21 protein-coding genes are annotated in these 24338 nt (G+C 59.1%); 9 read left to right on the forward strand and 12 right to left on the reverse strand.

Annotation, left to right across the window (positions count from 1 at the left end):
- The first annotated feature begins 128 nt into the window (after window positions 1-128).
- Window positions 129-2174 (forward strand): acetate--CoA ligase, encoded by a 2046-nt coding sequence (gene acs, locus VEZ52_RS08335; protein WP_291446271.1) that lies wholly within the window; start codon window positions 129-131, stop codon window positions 2172-2174.
- 316 nt (window positions 2175-2490) lie between these two features.
- On the opposite strand, the gene VEZ52_RS08340 is transcribed toward acs, so the two are convergent.
- A complete protein-coding gene (locus tag VEZ52_RS08340; RefSeq protein WP_324836414.1) occupies window positions 2491-2898 on the reverse strand; it encodes a hypothetical protein in 408 nt (135 codons plus the stop codon).
- The gene (locus tag VEZ52_RS08345; protein ID WP_324836415.1) at window positions 2898-3431 is read right to left on the reverse strand and encodes a hypothetical protein; all 534 of its coding nucleotides are present in this window, start codon (window positions 3429-3431) and stop codon (window positions 2898-2900) included. Before VEZ52_RS08345 ends, VEZ52_RS08340 begins: the two co-directional genes overlap by 1 nt.
- A 200-nt stretch (window positions 3432-3631) precedes the next feature.
- On the opposite strand from VEZ52_RS08345, the gene VEZ52_RS08350 reads away from it, so the two are divergent.
- The 4 genes from VEZ52_RS08350 to VEZ52_RS08365 all read left to right on the forward strand — a co-directional run bounded on the left by VEZ52_RS08350 (window position 3632) and on the right by VEZ52_RS08365 (window position 6843).
- Window positions 3632-3880: a FeoA family protein gene (locus VEZ52_RS08350; protein ID WP_022658134.1), complete on the forward strand. Its 249-nt coding sequence runs from the start codon at window positions 3632-3634 to the stop codon at window positions 3878-3880.
- Between the two features lie 157 nt (window positions 3881-4037).
- A complete protein-coding gene (locus VEZ52_RS08355) occupies window positions 4038-4292 on the forward strand; it encodes a hypothetical protein (RefSeq protein WP_240824082.1) in 255 nt (84 codons plus the stop codon).
- Between the two features lie 150 nt (window positions 4293-4442).
- Window positions 4443-6578 carry a heavy metal translocating P-type ATPase gene (locus VEZ52_RS08360; protein ID WP_324836416.1) on the forward strand — a complete coding sequence of 712 codons (2136 nt, stop codon included), beginning with the start codon at window positions 4443-4445 and terminating at the stop codon, window positions 6576-6578.
- Window positions 6556-6843, forward strand: coding sequence for an HMA2 domain-containing protein (locus tag VEZ52_RS08365; protein WP_324836417.1), 288 nt, complete (start codon window positions 6556-6558; stop codon window positions 6841-6843). Before VEZ52_RS08360 ends, VEZ52_RS08365 begins: the two co-directional genes overlap by 23 nt.
- An 80-nt stretch (window positions 6844-6923) precedes the next feature.
- Here the strand turns inward: VEZ52_RS08365 and VEZ52_RS08370 are convergent, their stop codons facing one another.
- The 9 genes from VEZ52_RS08370 to VEZ52_RS08410 all read right to left on the reverse strand — a co-directional run bounded on the left by VEZ52_RS08370 (window position 6924) and on the right by VEZ52_RS08410 (window position 20930).
- The gene (locus tag VEZ52_RS08370; protein WP_324836418.1) at window positions 6924-8099 is read right to left on the reverse strand and encodes an aminotransferase class I/II-fold pyridoxal phosphate-dependent enzyme; all 1176 of its coding nucleotides are present in this window, start codon (window positions 8097-8099) and stop codon (window positions 6924-6926) included.
- Window positions 8100-8181: 82 nt separating this feature from the next.
- Window positions 8182-9768: a diguanylate cyclase gene (locus VEZ52_RS08375; RefSeq protein ID WP_324836419.1), complete on the reverse strand. Its 1587-nt coding sequence runs from the start codon at window positions 9766-9768 to the stop codon at window positions 8182-8184.
- 85 nt (window positions 9769-9853) lie between these two features.
- Window positions 9854-13207 carry an efflux RND transporter permease subunit gene (locus VEZ52_RS08380; protein ID WP_324836420.1) on the reverse strand — a complete coding sequence of 1118 codons (3354 nt, stop codon included), beginning with the start codon at window positions 13205-13207 and terminating at the stop codon, window positions 9854-9856.
- Complete coding sequence (locus tag VEZ52_RS08385; RefSeq protein ID WP_324836421.1) at window positions 13204-16356, reverse strand: MdtB/MuxB family multidrug efflux RND transporter permease subunit; 3153 nt, start codon at window positions 16354-16356, stop codon at window positions 13204-13206. Before VEZ52_RS08385 ends, VEZ52_RS08380 begins: the two co-directional genes overlap by 4 nt.
- A gap of 67 nt (window positions 16357-16423) precedes the next feature.
- Entirely contained in the window at window positions 16424-17650 is a 1227-nt protein-coding gene (locus tag VEZ52_RS08390) for an MdtA/MuxA family multidrug efflux RND transporter periplasmic adaptor subunit (protein WP_324836422.1), read from the reverse strand.
- Window positions 17650-19221: a HAMP domain-containing sensor histidine kinase gene (locus VEZ52_RS08395; protein WP_324836423.1), complete on the reverse strand. Its 1572-nt coding sequence runs from the start codon at window positions 19219-19221 to the stop codon at window positions 17650-17652. Before VEZ52_RS08395 ends, VEZ52_RS08390 begins: the two co-directional genes overlap by 1 nt.
- A complete protein-coding gene (locus VEZ52_RS08400; protein ID WP_324836424.1) occupies window positions 19221-19931 on the reverse strand; it encodes a response regulator transcription factor in 711 nt (236 codons plus the stop codon). Before VEZ52_RS08400 ends, VEZ52_RS08395 begins: the two co-directional genes overlap by 1 nt.
- A 2-nt stretch (window positions 19932-19933) precedes the next feature.
- Window positions 19934-20383 (reverse strand): NirD/YgiW/YdeI family stress tolerance protein, encoded by a 450-nt coding sequence (locus VEZ52_RS08405; RefSeq protein ID WP_324836425.1) that lies wholly within the window; start codon window positions 20381-20383, stop codon window positions 19934-19936.
- A 154-nt stretch (window positions 20384-20537) separates the two neighbouring features.
- On the reverse strand, window positions 20538-20930 hold the full coding sequence (locus VEZ52_RS08410; protein ID WP_324836426.1) for a NirD/YgiW/YdeI family stress tolerance protein: 393 nt from the start codon (window positions 20928-20930) through the stop codon (window positions 20538-20540).
- Between the two features lie 205 nt (window positions 20931-21135).
- Between VEZ52_RS08410 and VEZ52_RS08415 the strand changes: the two genes are divergently transcribed.
- The gene (locus tag VEZ52_RS08415; protein ID WP_324836427.1) at window positions 21136-21381 is read left to right on the forward strand and encodes a hypothetical protein; all 246 of its coding nucleotides are present in this window, start codon (window positions 21136-21138) and stop codon (window positions 21379-21381) included.
- 166 nt (window positions 21382-21547) lie between these two features.
- Here VEZ52_RS08415 and VEZ52_RS08420 read toward each other — a convergent pair whose 3' ends face one another.
- Complete coding sequence (locus VEZ52_RS08420; RefSeq protein WP_022658120.1) at window positions 21548-22222, reverse strand: S24 family peptidase; 675 nt, start codon at window positions 22220-22222, stop codon at window positions 21548-21550.
- 330 nt (window positions 22223-22552) lie between these two features.
- On the opposite strand from VEZ52_RS08420, the gene VEZ52_RS08425 reads away from it, so the two are divergent.
- The 3 genes from VEZ52_RS08425 to VEZ52_RS08435 all read left to right on the forward strand — a co-directional run bounded on the left by VEZ52_RS08425 (window position 22553) and on the right by VEZ52_RS08435 (window position 24337).
- Window positions 22553-22807, forward strand: coding sequence for a hypothetical protein (locus VEZ52_RS08425; RefSeq protein ID WP_324836428.1), 255 nt, complete (start codon window positions 22553-22555; stop codon window positions 22805-22807).
- Window positions 22797-23429 carry a Mor transcription activator family protein gene (locus tag VEZ52_RS08430; RefSeq protein WP_324836429.1) on the forward strand — a complete coding sequence of 211 codons (633 nt, stop codon included), beginning with the start codon at window positions 22797-22799 and terminating at the stop codon, window positions 23427-23429. The genes VEZ52_RS08425 and VEZ52_RS08430 overlap by 11 nt, the downstream gene beginning before the upstream one ends.
- Window positions 23430-23653: 224 nt before the next feature.
- On the forward strand, window positions 23654-24337 hold the full coding sequence (locus VEZ52_RS08435; protein WP_324836430.1) for a glycoside hydrolase family 108 protein: 684 nt from the start codon (window positions 23654-23656) through the stop codon (window positions 24335-24337).
- The last annotated feature ends 1 nt before the right edge of the window (window position 24338 follow it).

Genomic DNA, 24338 nt, shown 5'->3' on the forward strand with positions numbered 1-24338 from the left:
ACAGGCATGACTGAAAGATCAATCAATTCCGGGCTCTTGACGCCTCTCTAAAATATTTTTAGTGCTGTACCATGGAATTATTTCACCTCTAGAAATTCTATGCAACACACAGGAGGGAGGATTTAATCATGTCCCAGGAAAGGATCACAACGCTGTTAAATGAGAACCGCAGCTATCTTCCACCTGAGCACGGCAAAACTTCTGCATGGGTATGTGGGCCAGAAGAATATGACGCTCTCTGCAGCCGCGCACTGGAAGACCCCAACGACTTTTGGGGTGCGCGAGCATCGCAGTTGATCCATTGGTTCAAACGCTGGGACAAAGTGCTGGAAGCAGATGAGGTAAACCATAAATACAAGTGGTTTACGGGCGGCAAACTTAATGCCTCCTTTAACTGTATCGACAGGCACCTCATCTCTGGGCGGCGCAACAAGGCCGCGCTTATCTGGCAGGGCGAAAAAGAAACAGACGTTCGCTGCTACACCTACCAGATGCTTTATACTGAAGTGTGCCGCGTTGCGCATGCTTTGAGTTCGCTGCGCATCCGCAAGGGCGATCATGTGGCTTTGTACATGCCCATGATTCCGGAACTTTTTATCGCCATGCTCGCCTGCGCCCGCATTGGCGCCATCCACACGGCCATCTTTTCCGGCTATGCGGAGGGCGGCGTTCGCAGCCGTATTCAGGGTTGCAAAGCCCGCGTTGTCATCACGGCGGACGCCGCGGTGCGCGGGGGCAAGTTCAAGCCCCTCAAGGCCAATCTTGATCCCATCCTTGAAAAGTGCCCCTCCGTGGCGCACGTGGTTGTGGTCAAGCATGCCGGCATTGACGGCGTGAACATGCAGCGCAACCGCGATGTGTGGTGGCATGACCTGATCGATGACTTTACCCTTAACCCGGACTTCCCCTGCGAACCCATGGACGCCAACGACACGCTCTTTCTGCTGCACACAAGCGGCAGCACGGGCAAGCCCACGGGCGTCATGCATTCCACGGGCGGCTACCTCACATACGCGGCGCACTCCACGCAGTGGTGCTTCGACATGCGCGACGACGACGTGTACTGGTGCACGGCAGATGCAGGCTGGATCACAGGCCACACCTATGGCGTGTACGGGCCGCTTTCGCTTGGGGCAACCACGCTGATGTTTGAAGGCGTGCCCACATGGCCCTACCCTGACCGCTACTGGCGCATTGTAGAGAACTTCCGGGTCAACATCTTCTATACCGCGCCCACGGTCATCCGCTCGCTCATGCGCATGAACGAGGCCTGGACAGAGCGCTACGACCTGCGCAGCCTGCGCATTCTCGGCAGCGTGGGCGAGCCCATCAACCCCGAGGCATGGCAGTGGTACCATAAGAATATCGGCGGCGGCGAACTGCCCATCGTGGACACATGGTGGCAGACCGAAACCGGCGGCGCCATGATCGCCCCCATGCCCTATGCCACCAAGCTCAAGCCCGGCTCGGCCTCCAAGCCCCTGCCCGGCATTGACGCTGCGGTTATTGGCACTGCCTCGCGTGACGGGGACGAAGCTGAAGCGGGCAGCAAGGCCGGGCATCTGGTCATCCGCCGCCCCTGGCCCGGCATGATGCAGGGCGTGTATAATGATGAGGAAAAGTACCAGTCCTACTTCTCACGCTTCGGCTGCTATTCGTCAGGCGATGCGGCAGAAGTTGATCAGGACGGCTACTTCTGGATTCTGGGCCGCGTGGACGACTCGATCAACGTGTCGGGGCACCGGCTCTCCACGGCAGAAATCGAAGCCGTGCTGGCTGCCTGCCCCGAAGTGGGCGAAGCAGCTGTGGTGCCCATGCCCCACGCCCTTAAGGGCGAAGGCATCTATGCCTACGTGGTTACGCGGGATGAAGTGCCGTGGAGCGCCCAACTGCGCGTAAAACTGCGCGATGCCGTGCGCCGCGACATCGGCGCGCTTGCCAGCCCGGAATTCATCCAGTTCGTGGACGCCATGCCCAAGACCACCTCGGGCAAGATCATCCGCCGTATGCTGCGCAAGATCGCTGGCGACAGCTACGAAGACATCGGCGACACCACTTCGCTGGCAGAACCGGAAGTCATCGGCAAAATAATTGAAGGACACCGCAACCTTGTTGCAGGCAGGCACGAGACGGAAAGCGCCCCCGAAGGCGCTGCCGAAACCGCGCAAGTCTGATACTTCAGGTGCAGGGCTGCCCGGAGCGGCTTTGCACTCTAACCGGGGCGCACCCTCAACGTCCCGGCAAAACAGCACACCCCCGCAGATTGTGCCATCGCGGGGGTGTGCTGCTGTCTGAGATACAGTAAAGCCAGACTGGTAAAATGGCCTGACCGCAGGATCACTCTGGGTATTGAGGCGAACGCTGAACGCGGGCCTACAAAAGGAGGACGTTCTGCGTCAGCCCCCTGCCGCCAATCGCCAGCCAGACCAAGGCGCTACGGCGTGGCCCGAAGCTGACTGCGGATTTACAGATTTCTCTGAAAGGTGCTGGCTACTTTGATGATTCTTCCCGCCGGGAGTCGCCGCCCTGCGAGTCTTGCAGATTGGCACCTGCCGCCTGCACCGGTTCATTTTGCGCCGATTCATTCTGCGGCGGTTCACCCTGCATTGGTTCTGCGGGCGATTGCGCCCCATCCGCCTTATCCGTTCCAGCCACAGCGCTCCAGCGCCCCAGCGTATCACGCATCCACGCCCACACGGCCCGGCTTTCTTCAGGCATGCACATGGAGGCAAGGCACAAGGCAATCAGCAAGAGGGCAAGGGCCGCCAGCACGAGAGCCAAAGCCTGCGCCGCAAGGGCAAAGGCTGCCACTGCCACAAAAATCGTCAGCAGCCACTTGCCTGCAAATGCGGCGCAGCGCGCGCAGGCGGCGCGCACACGTTCAACGGAAGCTTTCATTAAACAGCCTTGCGCCGAACCCACACGTGGCGGCTGGCCATCAAGGCCCAGGCAAGGCCCGCCAGCAGATGCAGCGGCTTGGGCCCGGACAGGCCGGAAGCAAGGCACACCCCTGCCACGCCCAGCATGGCCCGAACCTCCAGCTTGCGCTGCGAAATGCCCAGAATATTTCTCTTGTCGCCTCTGCTGCCTGAAGAAAACCCCTTGTTTGCAGCTGCGCTTTTGTCGCAGCCCTTGCTGCGCCACTGCTCACACCGCTGGGCGCGTGCCGTGGCGCGCAACTCGGCTGCGACCTCAGCCTGAGAACGGGCCAGAACCGGCACACTCTGTTCCAGCCGCTGGCACAGGCTGGCAAGGTCCACGCCGGGCTTCAGAAACAGAAGCATTGATTCAGAGCCAGGGCGAACCTCGAGCACGTCTTTCTCATTGCCAAGCGTTTTCTGCACAGCGCTGCGCACGGCAAGGTCGCTCAGCGCCGGATGGCGCAGGCGCGCCCGGCCTTCCATACTATGTGCTACATATTGAGGAAACATGGCCTCTCCTTGTTGCAGGACTAAAGCCCTGATCTGTCATCAAATTTGAAAACGACTTTCTTTTCTCTTGACACAGAACCGTAATGAAGGCAAGGTTGTTTTGCGGATAACAGCAAGGGTACACCCCGTGCTGTTATCCAGAATGGTCAAAAAACCATTGAACAAATTTGCCACCAGCATCAAACATAGAGAGTGCACGCATGAGCCAGATTGTCAATCTGCGTCAGATGCAAGTAGGACAGCAGGGAAAGATTGCAGCCGTTGAAGCCCTCGGCGAAATGAACCGTCGCATCCGCGATATGGGTCTTATCCCCGGCACCACGGTTTCCATCGTAGGCCGCGCGCCCCTTAAGGATCCTGTCGCATTGCGCCTTTCAGGCGTAACCATCTCCCTGCGCAACAGCGAGGCTGACTTTATCAAAGTTGACCTTTCCGGCGCGTCCAGCTAGCTTTTATCTAAGCATTCTACCCTAAAATCTGCCAGTTTTACCGTCCGGTCGCAATAGAGCGACCGGACGGAAGCTGGACTGTTATCTTGATTCGGCCATCTGCCGCATGCTGGAATCGCTGACCGAATCTGGACACACACGAGCAAGGAGAAGGAAAATGAACGAAGGCATGAAGTGTGGATTGTGGTTTCTGGGCGGCGTTGCCCTGGGCGTGCTCGGCGCGGTGGCCGTAAGCAAGGGCAAGCTGGATTTCAAGCCCCTGGCCACTGACCTTTTGAGCCGCGGCATGGACGTGAAAGACGCCCTACTGAGCAAGGTTGAAGCCATCAAGGAAGATGTGGAAGACCTCACCGCCGAGGCCCGCCTTGCCGCTGAAAAGCGCAAGACCTCCAAGGACGCCTCCGAGGCCTAATCCCGCAGTTGTTTGCAGCGCCTTTTTTCGGCGCTGAAGCTGCCAGTGCCGCCCGAGCATTCGGGCGGCACACAAACCTCCATCCTCCCGTATATACAGAGGATCGTTCAGGACAGTGAGGCCCAGGCAGCCTCGCTTCAAGGAGCGCGCATGCGTTTTTTTATTGTTCATGAATTGCGTGGCATCACAACGCCTGAATCCGGCAGAATGCGTGTGCGCGCATCGAGCTGCCTCGGCGAAGGCCGCATAGAGGCTCTGGCTGGTGCCCTGGAATCGCTCGAGGGCATTTCCGAAGTGCGCGCCAATGCCCTGATCGGCAGCCTGCTGATTTTTTATGACAACGAAGAAACCCGCGTTACCGCCCTCACCTTGCTGGTAGGCGCGGCTGATGCAGGCGGTCAGTTTGATATTCAGGGGCAACATTATGAAAGCGCGCTTTCGCCCAGCCAGGGGCTCATGCCCTTGGTGCGTTATGTTTTCGTGCGCCCCTTTTTGCCGCTGGCACTGCGCGTATTCAACAGCGTCATGGGCGCGCTGCCCTTTTTGTTCAAAGGCCTGGGCGCGCTTTTGCGCGGCACCTTGAGCGTTGACGTTCTGGACGCTGCCGCCATTGGCGCATCGCTCATCATGGGCGACTTCCGCACGGTCAGCATGCTTACTCTGCTGCTGGGACTGGGCGAGACCCTTGAAGACTGGACAAGACGCCGCTCCATGGCTTCGCTGACCGAAAGCCTTGCCCTGAATGTGGAAAATGTCTGGCTTTTGGTGGACGGCACAGAAGTTTCCGTCCCCTTGGCTCAGGTGCGGGAAGGGGATCTGGTTGTTGTGCATGCGGGCGGCTCCATCCCTGTTGACGGCGAGGTTGCGGAGGGCTGCGGCCTTGTGAACCAGTCGTCCATGACCGGCGAACCCCTTGGCGTGCGCCGCACAGAGGGTGCTTCTGTATACGCAGGCACTGCCCTTGAAGAAGGACGGCTTGTGATCCGCGCCCGCCATGTGGGTGATGGCACACGCCTGCGTCAGGTTGTAAAATTTATTGAAGAGTCTGAATCGCTCAAGGCGGGCGTGCAGGGCAAGTTTGAACGTCTGGCTGACTTGGCGGTCCCCTTCACCTTTGGCCTTGCCGGGCTTGTGTGGCTGATCACCCGTGATTTCCGCCGTGCATCTTCCGTGCTGCTGGTGGACTACTCGTGCGCTCTCAAGCTTGCCACGCCACTGGCTGTACTGGCCTCCATGCGCGAAGGCGCGCGACACGGCATTGCCATCAAGGGCGGCCGCTACCTTGAGGCCCTGAGCGAAGCTGATACGCTGGTCTTTGACAAAACTGGCACCCTCACCCAGGCCAGCCCCAAGGTTGTGGAAGTTATCCCGGCCCCAGGCTTTGAACGTGATGAAGTGCTGCGTATCATGGCCTGCCTTGAAGAACATTTCCCCCACCCAGTGGCCCGCGCCGTTGTGCGCAAGGCTGAGGAAGAAGGCCTGCAACACGCAGAGGAACACGCCCATGTGGAGTACGTGGTGGCGCACGGCGTTGCCTCCACGCTGCACGGCAAAAAAATGCGGGTGGGCAGCCGCCACTACATTGAGCACGATGAGGGCGTTGACCTTTCGCCCCTTGCGGAAGCCATCGGCCAGCAAACCGAGCTTGGCCGCTCCCTGCTGTTCATGAGCGAGGACGGGCGGGCTGCTGGTCTGGTGTCCATTGAAGACCCCCTGCGGCCCGAGGCGGCACACGTGGTTGAAGCCATGCGCGGCCTTGGCATGCGCCGGGTGCTCATGCTGACGGGCGATGACGAGCGCACGGCCAGAGCCGTGGCTGCGCAGGTGGGCATTACGGAATTTCGCGCTCAGGTGCTGCCCACGGACAAAGCCCACATTGTGCAGGAACTGGCGGCAGAAGGCTGCAGGGTGCTCATGGTGGGCGACGGCATCAACGACGCCCCTGCCCTGTCAGCGGCGCATGTGGGCGTTGCCATGAGCGATGGAACAGACTTGGCCCGCGAAGTTGCCAACGTGCTGCTGACCCATCCCAGCCTTGAGGGGCTGGTCAGCGCCCGCCTGCTGGGCAACCACACACTGCGCCGCATCCACGGAAACTTTGTGGCCACAATGACCCTCAACAGCCTTTTCCTGATGGGAGGTCTGTTCATGGTTCTTGGGCCGGGCGTTTCCGCCCTGCTGCACAACCTGACCACACTGGGAGTTGCCCTTAACGCCATGCGCCCTCACCTGCCGAAAAGCCTGCCCGGCGAGGAGTTCTATTATGAACGCCATCCATCTGCTTAGGTATGTGCGCAGTTTTGTGGACGGCAGGGTGCGCATACGCCATCCCGCCCTGCGGCACGAAAGCGTTCTACGGCTGGCCCGCGAGAAAATGGAGGCCATCAATGGAGTACACGCTGTGGAGGGCAACAGCGTCAGCGGCTCCATACTGATTACGTATGACAGCGCGGCAATCCCCCGCGAAAAACTTTTTGCCATTGGCGAAGCATGGGCGCGGTATCTTGATGCCGTCATTGCAGGCAAAGACAGCGCTGTTCCCCAGTTCTGAAAACAAACCCCGCAAGGCAAGGCCTCGCGGGGTTTGTTGCATATGGTGGCAGGGCAAGCCCGAAACACTTTAAGCCAGTTCTATGCTAGGCCCGTTTTCACCAGCCATTCCTCAAACCGGGCAAGGTGAGCCGCAAAACTTTTGCGGCCATAGCCTATGCGGAAATACGGCTCCTTGATGCCATATACCGAACCAGGCAACAGCAAAACCCCGGCTTCATGGGCCAGCCTTTCACAAAAATCGCCCACAGGCTCGCTCAGCCGCATACGCGGAAAGCCAATGGGGCCAGCCGCTGGGCGGTTATACGTAAACATCCGGGCATGACGGGCAAAAAAAGCGTCTGCTGTCTTGAGGTTCTCGCTGATAATAGCCCGGTTTTTTGCCAGCAGATGTTCCCCATGTCGCAGAGCCACAAGTGACAGCGCCTCCGAGGGCGTTGCTCCGCAAATGCTCAGATAGTTTTTATAGCGCGCCACGCCTTCCATCAGCGCGCTGTCCCGGCAGGCCAGCCAGCCCACGCGCAAACCCGGCAGGCCATAGGCCTTGCTGAGCACGCCGAGTGAAATACCCCTTTCGTACGCGTCTGCAATCCAGGGTGCGTTGTCGCCTGCCTGCTGCGACCCGGGAGCGCCTTCTGCACCTACGCTTGGCGCGTTCCAGCCCAAACCCCGATAGACTTCATCGCAGAAAATCCAGGCACCACGCTGACGGGCCAATTCGCACAACCTGTCGGCCTGTTCCCGGTTCAGGGTAAAGCCCGTGGGATTGTTCGGCGTATTGAGCACAATAGCCTTGGTGTCGGGCCGCAACAGTGCGGCCAGTTCGTCCATATCTCCCTGCCAGCCCTGCTTCGTCTGCCGCAAATGCCAGAGGTCCACGTGGCAGCCCATGCTTCGGGCCACTTCATACAAGGACTGATAGGCGGGGAACATGCACACCACATGGTCGCCCGGCTCAAGCAGGGTATTCATGCAGGCAAAAATGCCCTCCTGCGCGCCGGTGAACAGCACCACGTTTTCTTCGGGCATGTTTGCGTACAGGCCCGCCACCGCGCGGCGAAGATCGGGCCTGCCGTTGTTTTCGCCATAGCCAAGGCCGGTGTTCAAAAAATCCTGCCGGGCTGAGACCGCATCCGGCTCCAATCCCAGGAGTGCGTCAATGCTCATGGCCTCGCAGTCTGACTGCGCCAGAAGATATGGCGTGGAAAATTCGTATTTACCAAAAAACACTTCAAGCTCAAATGCTGGAACACGCATGGTCTGCACCCGAATCCGGCCCGTATCCGGCCCGTGTCTGCCCTGTGCCGGCAGGGCGTTTCCACAGGGAACGCTCTGCCCGCTACTCAAGGCTGGTTGTGTAAAAACAGTAGCGTCTTTTGCCAAGGCGCTTTGCCGTATACATGGCCAGATCGCCCCGACGCACCAGATCCTCGCGCGAAAGGCCCTGATCCTCGACCAGCGCAACGCCAATGCTGGCCGAAAGCCCCTGATACGCCTCGTGCGCATCATACGCTTCAATCATGGAGGCCAGCAGATCGCTGGCGCAGGTGCACAGGTTTTCTTCCGTACACCCTTCGGGAAAGTAAGCGGCGAACTCATCCCCGCCCAAGCGGGCGATCACCGCCCCCCGCAAGTGCTTGCGCAATAACTGGGCCGTCAACATCAGAGCTTTGTCGCCCGTATAGTGGCCGTACCTGTCGTTGACGTGCTTGAAGTTGTCCAGATCCACATAGGCAAGCCCCGCACCCAGAGGCATGGTAACAGGTATTTGCCTGAAAAAATAATGACGGTTGAAAAGGCCCGTCAGTTCATCCGTATTGGCCCGCTCTTTCAGACGCTTTTCAAATTGCCGCTGCCGGGTCACATCCCGGTAGATGCAGATCATGCCGATCACATTATTGAAGATGTCGAGGATATCCTCCTCATACATATCAATAGCGCGCTCGTGTCCATCCACGGCTGACCGCATTTTGACGTGCTTTCCGTTGCGTGTAAAACCAAGGCGGTCAATGGCCCGTTTGCGAAAATCCTCCCGCTTCACGCCGATGATGTCCTCGTGGTCGGCAACGCCAAACAACCTCCTGAACCGCTCATTAAAATTGACAATACGTCTGTCCGCATCCAGAAGCATGACAGCATAGGGTATGCTTTGCAAAATGAGGTCAAGCTCCGCAGTCATGTTGGCAATGTCGGTCACATCGCGGGCAATGCCCACGGTTCCCATAACGCTGCCGTCGGCATTGACCAGGGGAGCCTTGCGGGTCTTGAACTGGCGCATGCCCTGCGGGGCCTTGACCACCTCGTCAAAAACCCCCACCTCGCGTGAGTTCATGACGATCTGATCCGTCTCAAGACAGACAAATTCACCCTGCGCGTATTCCTCCGGCTCAAGATCCCATATGAAGTAATGCCCGCGCCCTTCAACTACCTCACGGCTCTTGCCCACAAGACGGCAAAAGGCTTCGTTCACCTTTACGTGCGCGCCCTTGGTATCCTTGAACCACACAAGGTCAGTGGTCAGGTCAATAACGGTGTTCAGGTGCAGGGTTGCGAGGTCATGTTCCCGGTGCTGGCGCACGGCATCAAGCAGGCGCGCCACGTGGAAATCATGCAGAATACTGCTTGCAGGGCCAAGCCATACATCATCAAGCAGCGGCAGATATTCTGCCTCAGGCTGGGTCTCGCCCGCAAAGATGAAAAGGGCGCCCGATCTTGCAGCGCGGCGCATGGCGGGCAGATGCTCAAGCCACGGAGCGTCCAGCAACACGATATCGGCCCCGGCGCATTGGGCCTGAACGTCAGATTCCGGATCATGAACGGCAGTGACTATATGGGCAAAACCGGGGCGCGGCGCGGCAGCGCGCAACGAAGCCTCCAGCAAAGGCTCGGAACAGAGCAGCAGGATGTGCAGCGTGTGGTGGTACATGACATTCCTCGCTGGATCGCAGGTGGGGGAATGACCATATCCTTTCTTAAATGAACGCAAAGGGCAATGGGGCTGCGCAGAAAACTTATGGTTTGACTATGATTTCCTTGCTCTGCCGGACCACTGAGCGACGCCGTGTCTTGCGCCAAAGGTTGAAGCGGCGGCTCAGACGGTCAAGGCACAGATAGACCACAGGAGTCGTGTAGAGCGTCAGCAACTGGCTGACCAGCAGGCCGCCCACGATGGTGACGCCCAGGGGCTGACGGATTTCCGCGCCATCGCCGTGTCCCAGGGCCAGAGGCACAGCGCCCAGGATGGCCGCTGCCGTGGTCATCATGATGGGCCGGAAGCGCAGCATGCAGGCCTCAAAAATCGCTTTATCCGGCGGCAGATTGCGCGTGCGTGAAGCCTCCAGGGCAAAGTCGATCATCATGATGGCGTTCTTTTTGACAATGCCGCAGAGCAGCAACACGCCGATAAGGGCAATGACGCTGAACTCCATGCCGCAGGCCATCAAGGCCAGCAAGGCCCCGCCGCCCGCCGAAGGCAAAGTTGAAAGAATAGTCAACGGATGGATGAGGCTTTCATAAAGCATACCCAGCACAATATACAGTGCGGCCAGTGCCGCCAGCACCAGCACAACCTGATTGCCAGCGGTATCGCTGAACATTTTTGCCGTGCCCTGAAAACCGCTCACCACAGAAGACGGCATGGCAAGTTCCGCCTTGATGGCAGCCAGAGCCTCCTGTGCCTGCGAAAGCGAAACGCCGGATGCAAGGTTGAAAGAGATGGTCACTGCGGCAAACTGCCCCTGATGCGCCACAGAAAGAGGCGCAAAAGCGGGAACCACCGTGGCGACGCTGAGCAACGGCACAAGGCCGTTCGTGCCCGGCAGGCGCACCTTGCCAAGGGCATCGGCTCCGGCCAGCCAGTCCGGCCTGTATTCCAGCACCACATGATACTGGTTTTTATCCTGATAGATGGTCGAGGCCTGACTTTGCCCAAAGGCATTGCCAAGGGCGGCGTCCACATCCTTCATGCTCAGGCCGTAACGGGCCAGGGCATCACGATCCACCTTGACCATGGTTTCAAGCCCGCGTTCTTCGATATCGCTGTCCACGTCCTTGAACAGCGGGTTGGCGGCCACAGCCCTTTGCAGCTTGCGGCCCCACGTGCGCAGATCTTCCAGGTTGTCTGCCTGCAAGGTGTACTGATACTGCGAGCGCGCACCACGCCCGCCCATCATGATGTCCTGCGCGGGCTGCAAAAAAATCTGCATGCCCGGCTCGGAGACAAGCTTGCCGCGCAGCCGCCCGATTACAGCCATGGCGTCGAGCTTGCGTTCCGAAAGAGGTTTCAGGGCGATAAATACCCCGCCGCCGCCCCCGCGCCCGCTGTTTATGTTGCCCGACACATGCTGCACCGCCGGGTCTGCCTTGATAACATCTACAAGTTTGCGCAGCTTTGCCTGCGAAGCCTGAAATGAAGAGCTCTGGTCAGTACGTATGCCGCCCATGATGACGCCCGTATCTTGCTGCGGAAAAAAGCCCTTTGGCACAACAACATACATCCACACGTTGGCGGCAATCACCACCAGCAACGAGCAGATGGTCAGGCGCGGGTGCCGCAGCACCACGGGCAGGGTGTTGGCATAACCGCGCTGCATGCCGGAAAGCAGCCGACCCCAGAAGTCGCCCACACGGGCCAGCAGACGCCACCACAGGCCCGCAAGCCCACCCGCGCCCAGGCGGGCGGCCTGCGCGGCGGCGGCATCCTCATGTGCCATGGGCCGCAAGAGCATGGCGCTCATCATGGGTGTGGTGGTCAGCGAAACCACCATGGAAACCAGCACGGCAGTGGTGAGCACCACAGAAAATTCGCGGAACAGACGCCCTACAAGCCCGCCCATGAACAGGATGGGCGTGAATACCGCCACCAGAGAAATGGAAATGGACACAACGGTAAAGCCCACCTCGCGCGCACCGCGCAGGGCGGCACGCATGGGAGTTTCACCCATTTCCAGCCGTCGCACGATATTTTCGAGCACCACAATGGCGTCGTCCACCACAAAACCCGTGGAAACCGTCAGGGCCATGAGCGAAAGATTATCCAGGCTATAGCCGCACAGATACATGACGCCAAAGGTCGCCAGCAATGACACGGGAGCCGCCACCGCAGGAATGGCCGTGGCTCTGCCGTTGCGCAAAAACAAAAAGGTTACCAGCACCACCAGCGCCATAGAAAGCGCCAGACTTTTTTCCACCTCGCGCAACGAGGCACGGATGGTCAGCGAGCGGTCGAGCCTCTGGCCAAGGTCGGCGCTTTCGGGCAGCCACGAACGCAACTGCGGCAGCATTTCCTTTACCTGATCGACCGTTTCAATAATGTTGGCCCCCGGCGCACGAAACACAATCAGCAGCACCGCCGGTTTGCCGTCCGAAACAGCCATGGCGCGCACGTCTTCCGGGCCATCCTTGATCTCTGCCACATCCGAGAGGCGTATGATTTTGTCTGCCCTGCGGGCAACAATAAGCGGTTTGTAGTCCTCCGCCTTGCGCAGCTGGTCGCTTGCGCCAATCAGCCAGTACTGCCCGCCATTGTCCACCTGTCCCTTGGGCATAAAGGCATTGGCCGCCGCAAGAGCCGTGCGCACGTCGCTCATGGTCAGGCCTGCCCGGTTGAGGGCATCGGGGATGACGTCCACGCGCACTGCGGGCAGGGCGCCGCCGCCCACAATAACTTCGCCCACGCCCGGCAGTTGCGAAATCTTTTGCGCCAGCACAGTTGAGGCCGCGTCGTACAGCTGGGTGCGGGTCAGCACATCAGACGAAATGGCCAGAATCATGATGGGCGCGCCCGCCGGGTTCACCTTGCGATAGGTGGGGTTGGAGGGCATGGTGGGCAGATTTGAACGGGCGGCGTTGATGGACGACTGCACGTCTCTGGCCGCGCCGTCAATATTGCGGTCAAGATCGAATTGCAGCACCACCTCTGTGCTGGAAAGCGAGCTGGTGGATGTCATTTCCGACACGCCAGCAATACGGCCAAGGGAACGTTCCAACGGTGTGGCAACGGTGGCGGCCATGGTTTCCGGCCCTGCGCCGGGCAGCTTTGCACGCACAACAACAACAGGAAAATCCACCTGCGGCAGGGGGGCCACAGGCAACAGACCAAAGGCCACTATGCCCGCAAGGGCAATGGCAAAGGTCAATAAGGCCGTAGCTACAGGCCGCCGTATGAAAGGCGCAGAAAGGTTGGCTGGCAGTGCCTCAGGGCCAAAACGGTGCCTGCGGCCCTGCTCCAGCAGGGCTTTGAGCCTGCTCGCACGGCCAGGGCGGGCAGATGCCTCCGACCCAGACGGAGTGGCGGCATTGCCGGCCTGTTCAGCAGAACGGCCTTGCAGAGGCGGATTTTCCGCGTCTTGCCGCTCGGTACTCATGGCCGTGCCTCTTGCGGGGGCTCGCTCCGGGCTGTGGTTCTGTCCTGCCCTGCTCCGCTGTCTGCCGTATGGCCCTTGAAGCGGCGGCTCACGCGGTCAAACCACAGATAGATGACAGGCGTTGTAAACAGGGTGAGCGCCTGGCTGAAAATAAGCCCGCCCACCATGGTCACGCCCAGAGGACGCCGCAGTTCCGCGCCCATGCCCCAGCCGACCATGAGGGGCAATGCGCCCAGCAGAGCCGCCATAGTGGTCATGAGAATGGGCCGCAGACGCAGCAGGCAGGCTTGCCGAATGGCGGCAAGAGGCTCCTTGCCTTCGTTGCGTTCCGCATCCAGGGCAAAGTCGATCATCATGATGGCGTTTTTCTTGACGATGCCGATAAGCAGGATGATGCCGATAATGCCCACCACGCCAAGATCCATATCTGCCAGTATCAAGGCCAGCAGCGCCCCCACGCCCGCAGACGGCAGGGTGGAAAGAATGGTGACGGGGTGGACGTAACTTTCGTACAACACGCCCAGCACGATATACATGGTGATGATGGCCGCCAGAATAAGCCAGACCTGATTGTCCGTAGACGTTGTGAAGGCCTTGGCCGCGCCCTGCAACTGGGTGCGCAGGGCCGTGGGCAGTTTCAATTCTTTTTCGGTTTCTTCCACGGCCTTGACCGCCGCGCCCAGCGAAGAGCCGCGCGCCACGTTGAAAGAAATGGTCGCCACCGGGAACTGCCCCTGACGCGCAATGGAAAGCCGCACGGGGCGTTCCTCAAGCGTTGCCAGGCTTGTGAGCGGCACGGGTTTGCCATCGCCGCCCGAAACATAGATGTTTTCAATGGACTGCGGCCCCATACGGAAGCGGGGGGCAGTTTCAAGCACTACCTTGTACTGGTTGGTTTGCGTGAAAATGGTTGAAATCAGCCGCTGCCCCAGGGCATCGTACAGGGCGTTGTCAATGGTCGACATGCTTATGCCAAGGCGGCCGGCGGCGTCCCGGTTAATGTTCAGCCATGCCATGCGGCCCGGATTCTGATAGTCGCTGGTGACCATTTCAAGCTCTGGCCGCTGGGCAAGGGCGTTCACAATACGCGGCAGCCAGTGATCCAGCTGATCCCTGTCCAGCGCTTCTATCGAAAACTGGTACTGGGTGCGCGAAATGCGGTCTTCTATGGTCAGATCCTGCACGGGCTGCAAATACAGGGTCATGCCCGGCAGAGCCGTGGATTTTTCCATAATGCGGCGCGCGATGGCGGGCGCGCGGGCATCGCGGTCTTCCAGGGGCTTCAGTTCCACCGAAAGGCGCGAAGTTCCCATGCTCTGGTTGACGCCGTCCACGCCCACAAAGAACACCACGCTCTCAACCGCAGGGTCTTGCAGTATGAGGTCGGCCAGCTGGCGTTGCCGCCCGGCCATGGCCTCAAAGGACGTATCCTGCGGAGCTTCGGCCATCCCCTGGATGACGCCCGTATCCTGCACAGGGAAAAATCCCTTGGGTACGCCAATGTACAACAGAACCGTGAGCACCAGCGTTCCCACCGCCACCGCCAGAGTCAGGCTCTGGTGTTGCAGTACCCAATCGAGTTTTTCTTCATACCAGGCCAGCAGACGGGTAAAAAACCTGCCGTCTCCCTGCTCCGCGTGGGCCCCGTCATGCTGCTCGGGCCGCAGCATGATGGCGCAGAGCATGGGCGTGAGCGTGAGCGAAATAACCGCAGAAATAAGAATGGTCACGGCCAGCGTTACCGCAAATTCGCGGAACAGCCGCCCCACCACATCCCCCATGAACAGCAGTGGGATAAGCACCGCCACCAAGGAAATGGTCAGCGAAATAATGGTAAAGCCTATCTGTCCTGCCCCGGTCAGGGCTGCCTGCACGGGTTTTTGCCCCTGCTCCAGATAGCGCGAGATATTTTCAATCACCACAATGGCGTCATCCACCACAAAGCCGGTGGCGATAACCAGAGCCATGAGCGTGAGATTGTTCAGCGAGTACCCGGCAAGATGCATGACGCCGAGGGTGCCCACCAGCGAAAGCGGCACCGCCAGAGCGGGAATGATGGTTGCTCTGGCATTGCGCAAAAACAGCCAGATAACCCAGATCACCAGCGCCACAGCCAGCAGCAGTTCAAGCTGCACGTCGTGCACAGTGGCGCGGATGGTGGTGGTGCGGTCTGTGACCACGCGCACGTCCACATTGCCGGGCAAGGTCTGTTTGAGCACAGGCAGAAGCCGCAAAACCCTGTCCGCAACGTCTATGACGTTGGCTCCTGGCTGGCGTTGCACCGAGAGCACGATGGCAGGCCGAAAGCTCATGCCCTCCCCTGCCACATAGGCTGCAAGGCGGGCGTTCTCCGCGCCCTCCACCACGTCGGCCACATCGCGCAGACGCAGGGGGCCGCCGTCCTTGTAACCGATTATGGCTTCGGCATAGGCATCGGCAGAAGCGAGCTGGTCGTTGGCGTCAATGGTACTGGCCCGTTCCGGGCCGTCAAAGCTGCCCTTGGCGTTGTTGACGTTGGCCTTGGAAATGGCCGTGCGCACGTCAGCGAGGGTAAGGCCCGCATTGGCCAGCGCCTTGGGGTTGACCTGCACGCGCACGGCAGGGCGCTGCCCGCCCGAAAGCGTCACAAGGCCCACGCCGGGCAACTGGGAAATTTTCTGGGCCATGCGTGTGTCCACCAGGTCTTCCAGCCGGGTGAGGGGCATGGCGTCGCTGGTGACGGCAAGGGTGATAACCGGGGGATCCGCCGGGTTGACCTTGTTGTAAATGGGCGGCGAAGGCAGGTCGCTGGGCAGCAGGTTATTGGCAGCGTTGATGGCCGCCTGCACTTCCTGCTCGGCCACATCCAGCGCCAGCGTAAGATCAAATTGCAGGGTCACCACCGAAGCCCCGGCGGAGGAAAGGGAACTCATCTGCACAAGGCCGGGCATGAGGCCAAACTGCCGCTCAAGGGGAGCCGTGATGACAGAGGCCATGACATCGGGCGATGCGCCTGGATAGAGCGTCTGAACCTGGATGGTGGGGTAATCTATCTGCGGCAGGGCCGCCACGGGCAGATAGCGGTACCCCAGCAGCCCTGAAAGAAACAGGGCCACCATAAGCAGTGAAGTGGCGATGGGCCGTAAAATGAATATGCGCGATAGGTTCATATGGCGGATGCTCCCCCTTGCGGGAAGGGGTGGAAGACACGGTGGGCATTCCGGCAAAGCCGGGCTGCTATTCCGCAGGCTGTGCCTTGGGTGTTTCTGCGGAGGCCGCAATTTTCACTTCAATGCCATCGCGCAGACGGTCAAGGCCGTCCACCACCACCTGTTCGCCCGGTTCAAGGCCCTTATCAATAACTGTCAGGGCGTCTGTGGCAATGCCGGGGGTTACAGACCGCACCGTTACGGCATCCTGCCCCTTGCCGTTCTTGGCCGCCACATAGACGTAAGCCCCGCGCGACCCCAGCTGCACCGCCGAGGTGGGAACTGTGACGGCATTTTTAAGAACGCGCACCTGCAAACGGGCGTTGACGAACTGGTTGGGGTACAAGGCTCCTTCCGTATTGGGAAAGCGTGCCTTGAGCTTTACCGTGCCGGTGGAAAGATCAATCTGGTTGTCCAGCGAAAGCAGCCCGCCCACATCAAGCAGACGCTTCTGCTCCCTGTCCCAGGCCTGAACAGGCAAGGGGCGGCGATCCACGTCATCCTCGTGGGCGCGCAGGGCCTGTACGACCAGAGGCACCTGACTTTCCGGCAGGGTGAACACGACATCACAGGGGCTGACCTCGGTAATGCGTACAATACCGGAGGTGTCCGAGGCCTTTATCATGTTGCCTTCATCCACATTGCGCAGGCCCAGGCGACCCGATGTGGGGGCCGTGATGCGGCTGTAGCTCAACTGGAGAGCGGCGGAATCCACGGCGGCCTTGTCGGCCTCTACCGTGCCCTCATACTGACGCACAAGGGCGCGCTGGGTTTCAAACTGCTGTGTCGCAATAAAATTGCCCTGCGCAAGCTTGGCATAGCGCGCCAGATCCTTGCGGGCATTGTCCAGCTGGGCCTGATCCTTGGCAAGAGTTCCGCGCGCCTGATCCAGCGAGGCCTGAAAAGGTCTGGGGTCGATCTCCGCCAGCAAGTCGCCAGCCTTGACCCGTTGGCCTTCCTTGAAGTGCAGGCGCTGCAACTGGCCGTCCACACGGCTGGTCACGAGCACATCACTTGAGGGCAGCACCGTGCCCAAGCCATTGAGAAAATGGGGAACATCCTGAGCGAGGGCGGCAGCAACCCGCACCGGCGGCGTATCCATGCCCATGCCGCGGCGCGCCTGATTGCCGCTGAAAAACAGACGCCAGCACAGCAGCGCCACCACTACCAGCAGCAAAAGCAGCACCCATCGGCGCTTGCCAGAAAACAAGCCAAAAGCAGAGGCCATGCTCTGCCGAGATTGAAGACCGGGCATTATATGTCAACTCCCTGAGATATCGGAGGAAATACTACACGAAAGACAGCTTCGCCGTCTGCCGGATCTGAAGCCATATCAAGCCGCCAGCCGAGTCTTTCGCAGGCTCTGAGCGCCAGCGAAAGACCAAGTCCACTGCCGCTGACTGCTTTTTGGGTACAGCGCACCCCCCTGGCAAAAATATCAACGCCGGGGGGAATATACCCGCGATTGCGAACAAGCAGCTCTCCCTGGCAAAGGAAAACACTGGCGCGCCCATTTTCAGTATACTGGCAGGCATTGTCCAGCAGATTGTTAAACACGATCGCCGCCAGTTCTTTTTGCCCACGGGCATGCACCGTGGCGGCAATATCAGCTTGCAAGGCCACAGGCGAGCGCCGTTCCGGGCCTCGCCCGGCCGCGTTTTTGCCAGTGTGGCGCGGCGCTGCAACCATGACAGGTTCGCAGGGATCCGCAATACTGCCTGAAACAGAAGGCTGGGAAGGCACTTCGGAATGGCCAGAAGACACCTCAGGGGCAATATCAGGAAAGGAATCGCGAAAGTGCTCAGGAGCAGAAGAGCAATGCAGCAGGCCGTCCCCTTCCATTTCCCGCACGATTCCCCACAGCAAAGCGCTACAATCCAGCGTTTGAAATTCTATTTCTTCTGGGCGACGAGCCAGCATCAGCAATGTGCGCACAGTATTGGACATACGAGCCGTGGTGCGCAACAGCCGCTGCACCACCGGGGCGAGGTTTTCAGCCTGCGGCAGCCTTTGCAGTTGCAGTTCAAGAATTTCAAGGCCGCCCTGCATAACGGTTAGCGGCGTACGCAGTTCATGGCTCACATCACCCGTGAAGTTGCTTTCGCGCAGAACAAACCGTTGCAGGGCTTCTTCGCGCGCAGCAATGGCCCGCGCCAATACGCCCACCTCGTCATCAAGCCCGGTCAGCGGGATGGGGGGCATACCGTCCGGCGCTTCCTGCGCGTGAGCATGCATACGTTCCGGGGGACGGCTTTCCACCGCAGTGGTGAGCCTGCTCAGCGGCCCAGTGAGGCGGCGGCTCAGCACCACAGCCAGCACAACCGCCAACGCAAGGCCGCTGACGGCGCAGAGCAGCAAAATACGGTTCAGACGCTGTTTCAGGGCCAAAAAGGCGCCAGTGCCGCCATTGAGCACATAGATGACGTCATCCCTGCGCTCAATGAGAATAAATTCTTCCATGTGGCTGATGAAGTGCAGGCCGTCCGGCATCTCCTGCCACTGCTGCGGCACCTGCTTGCCCACAAGAAAGCGCCAGTGCATGACCACGGCAAGGTCTTCGCCGTAATACAGATTGCCGCCGCCGTTGTCTTCGGCTTCCCAGGCGCGCTTTTCAGCCTCAATAAAGGCTTCCATCACGGGCCTTGCGTGCCAGCCCACAAGATAGGTTGCCAGCGAATCAAAGGAGAGCCGCCCCACGATGCCCAAGGCCGCGCTCATGATCAGGGCCAGAAACACAAAAGCCGCCAGCAGACGACGGCGGATGCTGGTTCTGCGGCGGGGTACAGCTGCGTAGCTGCCTGCAAGCGGTGGTTCTGGCCGGGGCATCAGTCATTGTCTCCGGGGTCGGTGCTCAGACGGTAGCCCACATGCGGCACGGTGTGCAACAAAGGTTCGGCAAAGGGTTTGTCCAGTTCGCGCCGCAACTCATGAATATGGGTGCGCAAGGCGCTGCCTTCCGGCGGGTCGTCCCCCCAGAGGGCATGCTCCAGGTCTTCGCGCCGCACAAGGCCGGGCGCAACACGCATCAGTTCATCAAGAATACGAAAACCCGTGGGGCTCAGCCGCAGGCGGCGGCCTTGCCGCTCGGCCCAGTGCTCGCCCGAATTAAACGTCAGATCCGCGTATGTCCACACAGCCCCGCCATCGGCGCTATTGCCGGAAGACATGCGCCCACGGCGCAGCAGGGCACGTATGCGGGCTTCAAGCTCCTTGAGGGCAAAGGGTTTGACGAGGTAATCGTCAGCCCCGGCTTCAAGCCCCTGCACCCGGTCAGCCACGGCATCCCTGGCTGTGAGCATAATAATGGGGGTGTGTTTGTGGTGCTTGTCGCGCAGCTCGCGGCACAGGCTTATGCCGTCAATGCCGGGCAGCATTATGTCCAGCACAATACAGTCAAAGTGCTGCTCAAGCGCCATGGCAAGGCCAGTTCTGCCGTTGCGCGCGCAGTCAAGCTCATAGCCCTGCGGCTCCAGAAAGGCATAGAGGTTGGCGAGAATATCCTCGTTGTCCTCCACAAGCAAAAGGGCAACGGCCATTGTCAGCGCCTTGCGGGGCCAGTTTTTTGCGCCGGAGCCGCTGTTTCAGGCAGATCCTTTGGCGTTATGGGGCCCATGACGGATATGGAATCCACTTCCACCTCATTGGGGCGCTTGCGGTTCCAGTCCACATGGCCCTGCAGGCGCACCTTGTCCTTGGGCGTGATCGTCAGTTGCTCAAAAATCTTGTTGTCGATTTCCACAACAACCTGGCCGCTGTGATCCTCAAACAGATAGCGGTGCTTGCGGCGGGGCAGTTTTTCCACCAGATGCCCCTCAAGAACGCACGGCGCATCATCCTGCGCGCCCAGCACGTCAACGGCCCGCGTTACTGTGGCGGCAACGCCTGGCCCTTCAAAACCCGCTGCGGCCGGGGTTGATTCCATAGAGATCACAAGGCTGAACGCAAGGAGCAGAAAAAAAAGATACTGGGCGGGGCGCACTGTTTGCATGCTGTTCTCCAGAAAGGCCGGGCTGCGCCGCCGGGTGGATTAATGTACTGTGGGAGTGAAGGCAGGAGACAGAAGGTATTTTAAAAGCAGTTCCCGATGCCCGCGCACTGTGGCGCAGCCTGCGGACATCGGGAAATTTCCGCAATTTCGCGGTTTACTGCTGTATTTCAGCCTTACGCACGGCCATCACGGCTTCTTTGCCAGCCTTGACCACCATGACGCCGGTCAGGTGAACCTTGCTCTGCGCTTCAATGTGCGCGGCAGCGGCGGCCTTTTTGCCAAGGGCCACGGTCATGCGGCCAGTGCCGTCTTCAAAGACGTAGCGGTTTTTCTTGCCCTGCACAGGTTCCACGATGGTGCCGGTAAGGGACACAGGGGTTTTATTGGCAGCGGCCAATGCCTTGGCTACCGTATCGACCGGAGCGACTTTTGTCACGCTCTTGGCCTTGCGGGCAGCGTGAGGAGCAGCAGGAGCATCGGTGGTGTTGGCGGCAAAGGCCGGGGCGGCAAGCATGAGGGACATGATCATAACGAGCAGATAACGCATATTTCCTCCAGAAAGGTGCTAAAAAAAAATGCAACGCGCCACATGTCGCGTGCGGACTTACATTGCAAATATGTATGTCAGCAAAACGTTAAGAATGCCCCATCCTGTAAAAAAAATATTTCTCTGCTGCGTCTTTCACACAGGTGCTCTTCATTAACAGACGCAGTCCTTGTGATGCCGGTTTAAAACTGGTATGGTAGCATATATGAAAGAGCTTGATCCGCACACCATACGCCCTTGCCTTGCATGCGGCGGCACCAATGTCCATCTGGAATCCATGCTTCCCCCTGGTCGCAGGCAGGAGGTATGGCGCGTTGTCTGTTCTTGCGGGCAAACCTCGCAGCAATGGTCGGTGTCGCAGGGAGCAGCCATCCGCGCATGGAACCGCAACCTTGCCTGCGAACACGACATGGACAAAATCGCCGCACCCAGCGTAGCCCTCAAGAACTGACAGCAGGCTATCCCATCGCAGCCCCGTAGTTGCCCCGACCATAAGGCTCAAGCCGTGTTATGCCCGGCAGTGTTCGCGCGGCAGATATCTGCCGCGCATGGCTTATGCTGCACGCCAGCCACGAGCAAAGCGTGCGTCCGCCGTGGCCCTATGCGCGCTGCTTGGCTCAGTCCAGCTCCCGCCCTACCCATACGGCCCTGCCGATGATACGCACCAGGCCGCCCAATTGCTCGCTGGTATCGGCCTCAATGGGGGCGAAATCCGGGTTGATGCTGGTAAGTATGAGCTTGCCCGGCATGGCATCCAGCACCTTGAGATAGACCATATCCTCCACGCCCACAGCGTATATGCGCCCCGGCACAGGCTCACGCTGGCTCTGGTCTATCAGCACCACGTCATTGTTCACAATACGGGGTTGCATGCTGTCGCCAGAGACGCGCAACAGCACCATTTGCGCAGGATTGCCCTTGCGCCGCAAAAAATCCCACCTGAACGCATAGTGACGCAGCACCTCGCCGCCAGTTTCAAAACTTCCTGTCCCGGCGGAAAGCCGGGCTTCGGCCATGGGAACCATCATAAGCCGCGCTTCAGGCGTGTGCACCATACCGTTGCCGCAATCACCGCGCCCAGCCAGGAGCCAGTCCAGCGAACACTCAAGGGCATCGGCAAGCCGCACGGCATGGCTACCCTTGGGCATCTGCCCGTTCTCATACTGCTGAATAGTCGTCAGGCTCAGACCCACCGTGTCTGCCAGTACCTGCTTGTGCAACCCCAAGTTTTCCCTACGCTGACGCATACGCGCGCCAAAAGCTGATACCAGGGGCGCTTGTGCTTTCTTCATGTTTTTCCCTTGTTGTTTGCTGCCCTGAAGTGCCGGAGCCGTAGAGGGCCTACCAGCACGAGCCATATTTTTTCATAAAAAAAACGAGCTGTTTGTACACATCTATATTTGTTTTTAGGTAATTTCAAGTTTTCCTTGAACTTCAAAGAAAACTTTTAAATCTATTGTGAGAAAAGTCATTATTTTCTGCATATTTTTAAATTTATGTAAATAAATTCATAGTCTTAAAACTTTTCTTACAAATAAAACTTTTCCTTGACTATCCCCACAAATAGTGATTTTTCTATTTTACGGCCCACTAAATTTAATTTCCTATTTCTGGAGCATAGCATGTCCGCATTTCCTGACGACATCCGTAACCTGAGCGCTGTGCTGGATTCCTTACACTCTGGCGAGTGCGCCATCCAGCAGCCCATACTGCGCCTCGTCACCGAACACCTGCGTCTTCTGGCCTGCCAGATGGATCAGGAATTTCCCGCGCAGTTCCACATCTGCTCACAAACATCGCCCGCAACGCCAGAATCGCCCGCAATCAACATATCCGCGCGCACCTGCCAAACTGTGGAGACGCGCCATGACCAGTAGGCCCATTGACCCGGAAAAGTCCGACAACAGCCAACCAGAACTTGCTAAATCACCGGCGAAAGCCTCTGCCCCAGAGAGTGATTTGCCTAAGTGCCGCAAAAATAATCCCGCATGGGGCCATGCCCTGCGTATGGCCGAAACAGAAGAACAATGGCGGGAACTTATCAACCACTTGCCCGACAATGCGCGTCAGATATGGAGGGCCCTGAACGATATGAAGCAATTCTGGGGGGTGCTGCGCGCCTTTGGCGGGCAATGCATACGTGTACCGCGCAATGTGCCCAAGGACAGAACGCATCCGCTGCGCAAAACTCTTGGCCTTAAATGCCTGCGCAAGCTTATGGCGAGCTTTGGCGGCACAAGCTTGTATGTACCCCGCTGTACAGCGCTTGTGACCCGCCTCCGGCAGCATGAGATCGTCAAAGGATTTTCACGCAGCACTGGGCGCGGCTCAAGCAGCACGGCTGCAGTGTCCAGCCTGGCGCGCCGTCACGGCGTATCCGACCGCCGCGTATGGCAGATTCTGAAAAAAGAAAGCTCCGTTCCCCCGCAGGCCAAACTTCTGCTGATGCTTGGCGATTCCGCGCAAATTTCTGCCCAGAAGCAAGATAATGCGCTGTAAATTAAGCCAAAAGCGACATCCTGCCTGCCCTTAAAAAATTTAAGCCAGCGTTTATGCTGGCTTTTTTTGCCACAAACTCCTCATTTTCCGCCAAAATTCTGCAAAAATAACGCATTCTGCGCTTTTGACATTACTGAATCCTTTCAGTCTTACGCGCGCCCGACTTTTTGGCATGTTCTCCTCACGCCGCTGATTGCGGTCACACCATGCCAAGGAGCCTCATCATGCCCAATCTGTTTGATACCGCCCATACTTTCACCGCCAGATGGGAAGGCGGCCTCACAGACCATCCCGCTGATCCAGGCGGTCTGACCAAGTACGGGGTTTCCCTGCGCTGGGTGCAGGATCTTGCCCAGCAGGCCCGGCAGGAATGCCTGCGACAGCACAGAAGCTGCGATGGATGTTCTGCCGCACGCACCCCCAATTGCACGTACAACGGCCTTGATCTGGATATGGACGGCGATGTGGACGCTGACGACATCCGCGCCTGTACCAGGCAGCAGGCCGCCGCGCTCTTTAAAAAGCACTTCTGGGATGCCCTTGGTTGCGCTGCCCTTCCCCTGCCCCTGGCCGTGGCCCTGTACGATGGCGCGGTCAATATGGGGCCAGCCAGAGCAGTGCGCCAGTTGCAGCAGGGCATGAACTCCGTTGGCGAAGCACAGCTCGACCACTACCAGGCCATTGCCGAGGACGGAATCTCCGGCCCGCGCACGGCAGAACTGGCTGAAGCACTGGAATCGGCCAACCTCCAGTGGTTTGCCGCCCGGCAGATACTGCGCCTGCGCGATGCCTTTTACCGTGATCTGGCTGCCCGCCGTCCGTCCCTCAAAGTGTTTCTTGAAGGCTGGCGCAACAGGGTCAAGGCCCTGGCCCAGTATCTTGCAGAACTTGAACGGGAGGCAAACTGAC

Origin of the sequence: Desulfovibrio sp., assembly GCF_035644575.1 — a bacterium.
In the GTDB taxonomy this organism is placed as follows: Bacteria; Desulfobacterota; Desulfovibrionia; order Desulfovibrionales; family Desulfovibrionaceae; genus Desulfovibrio.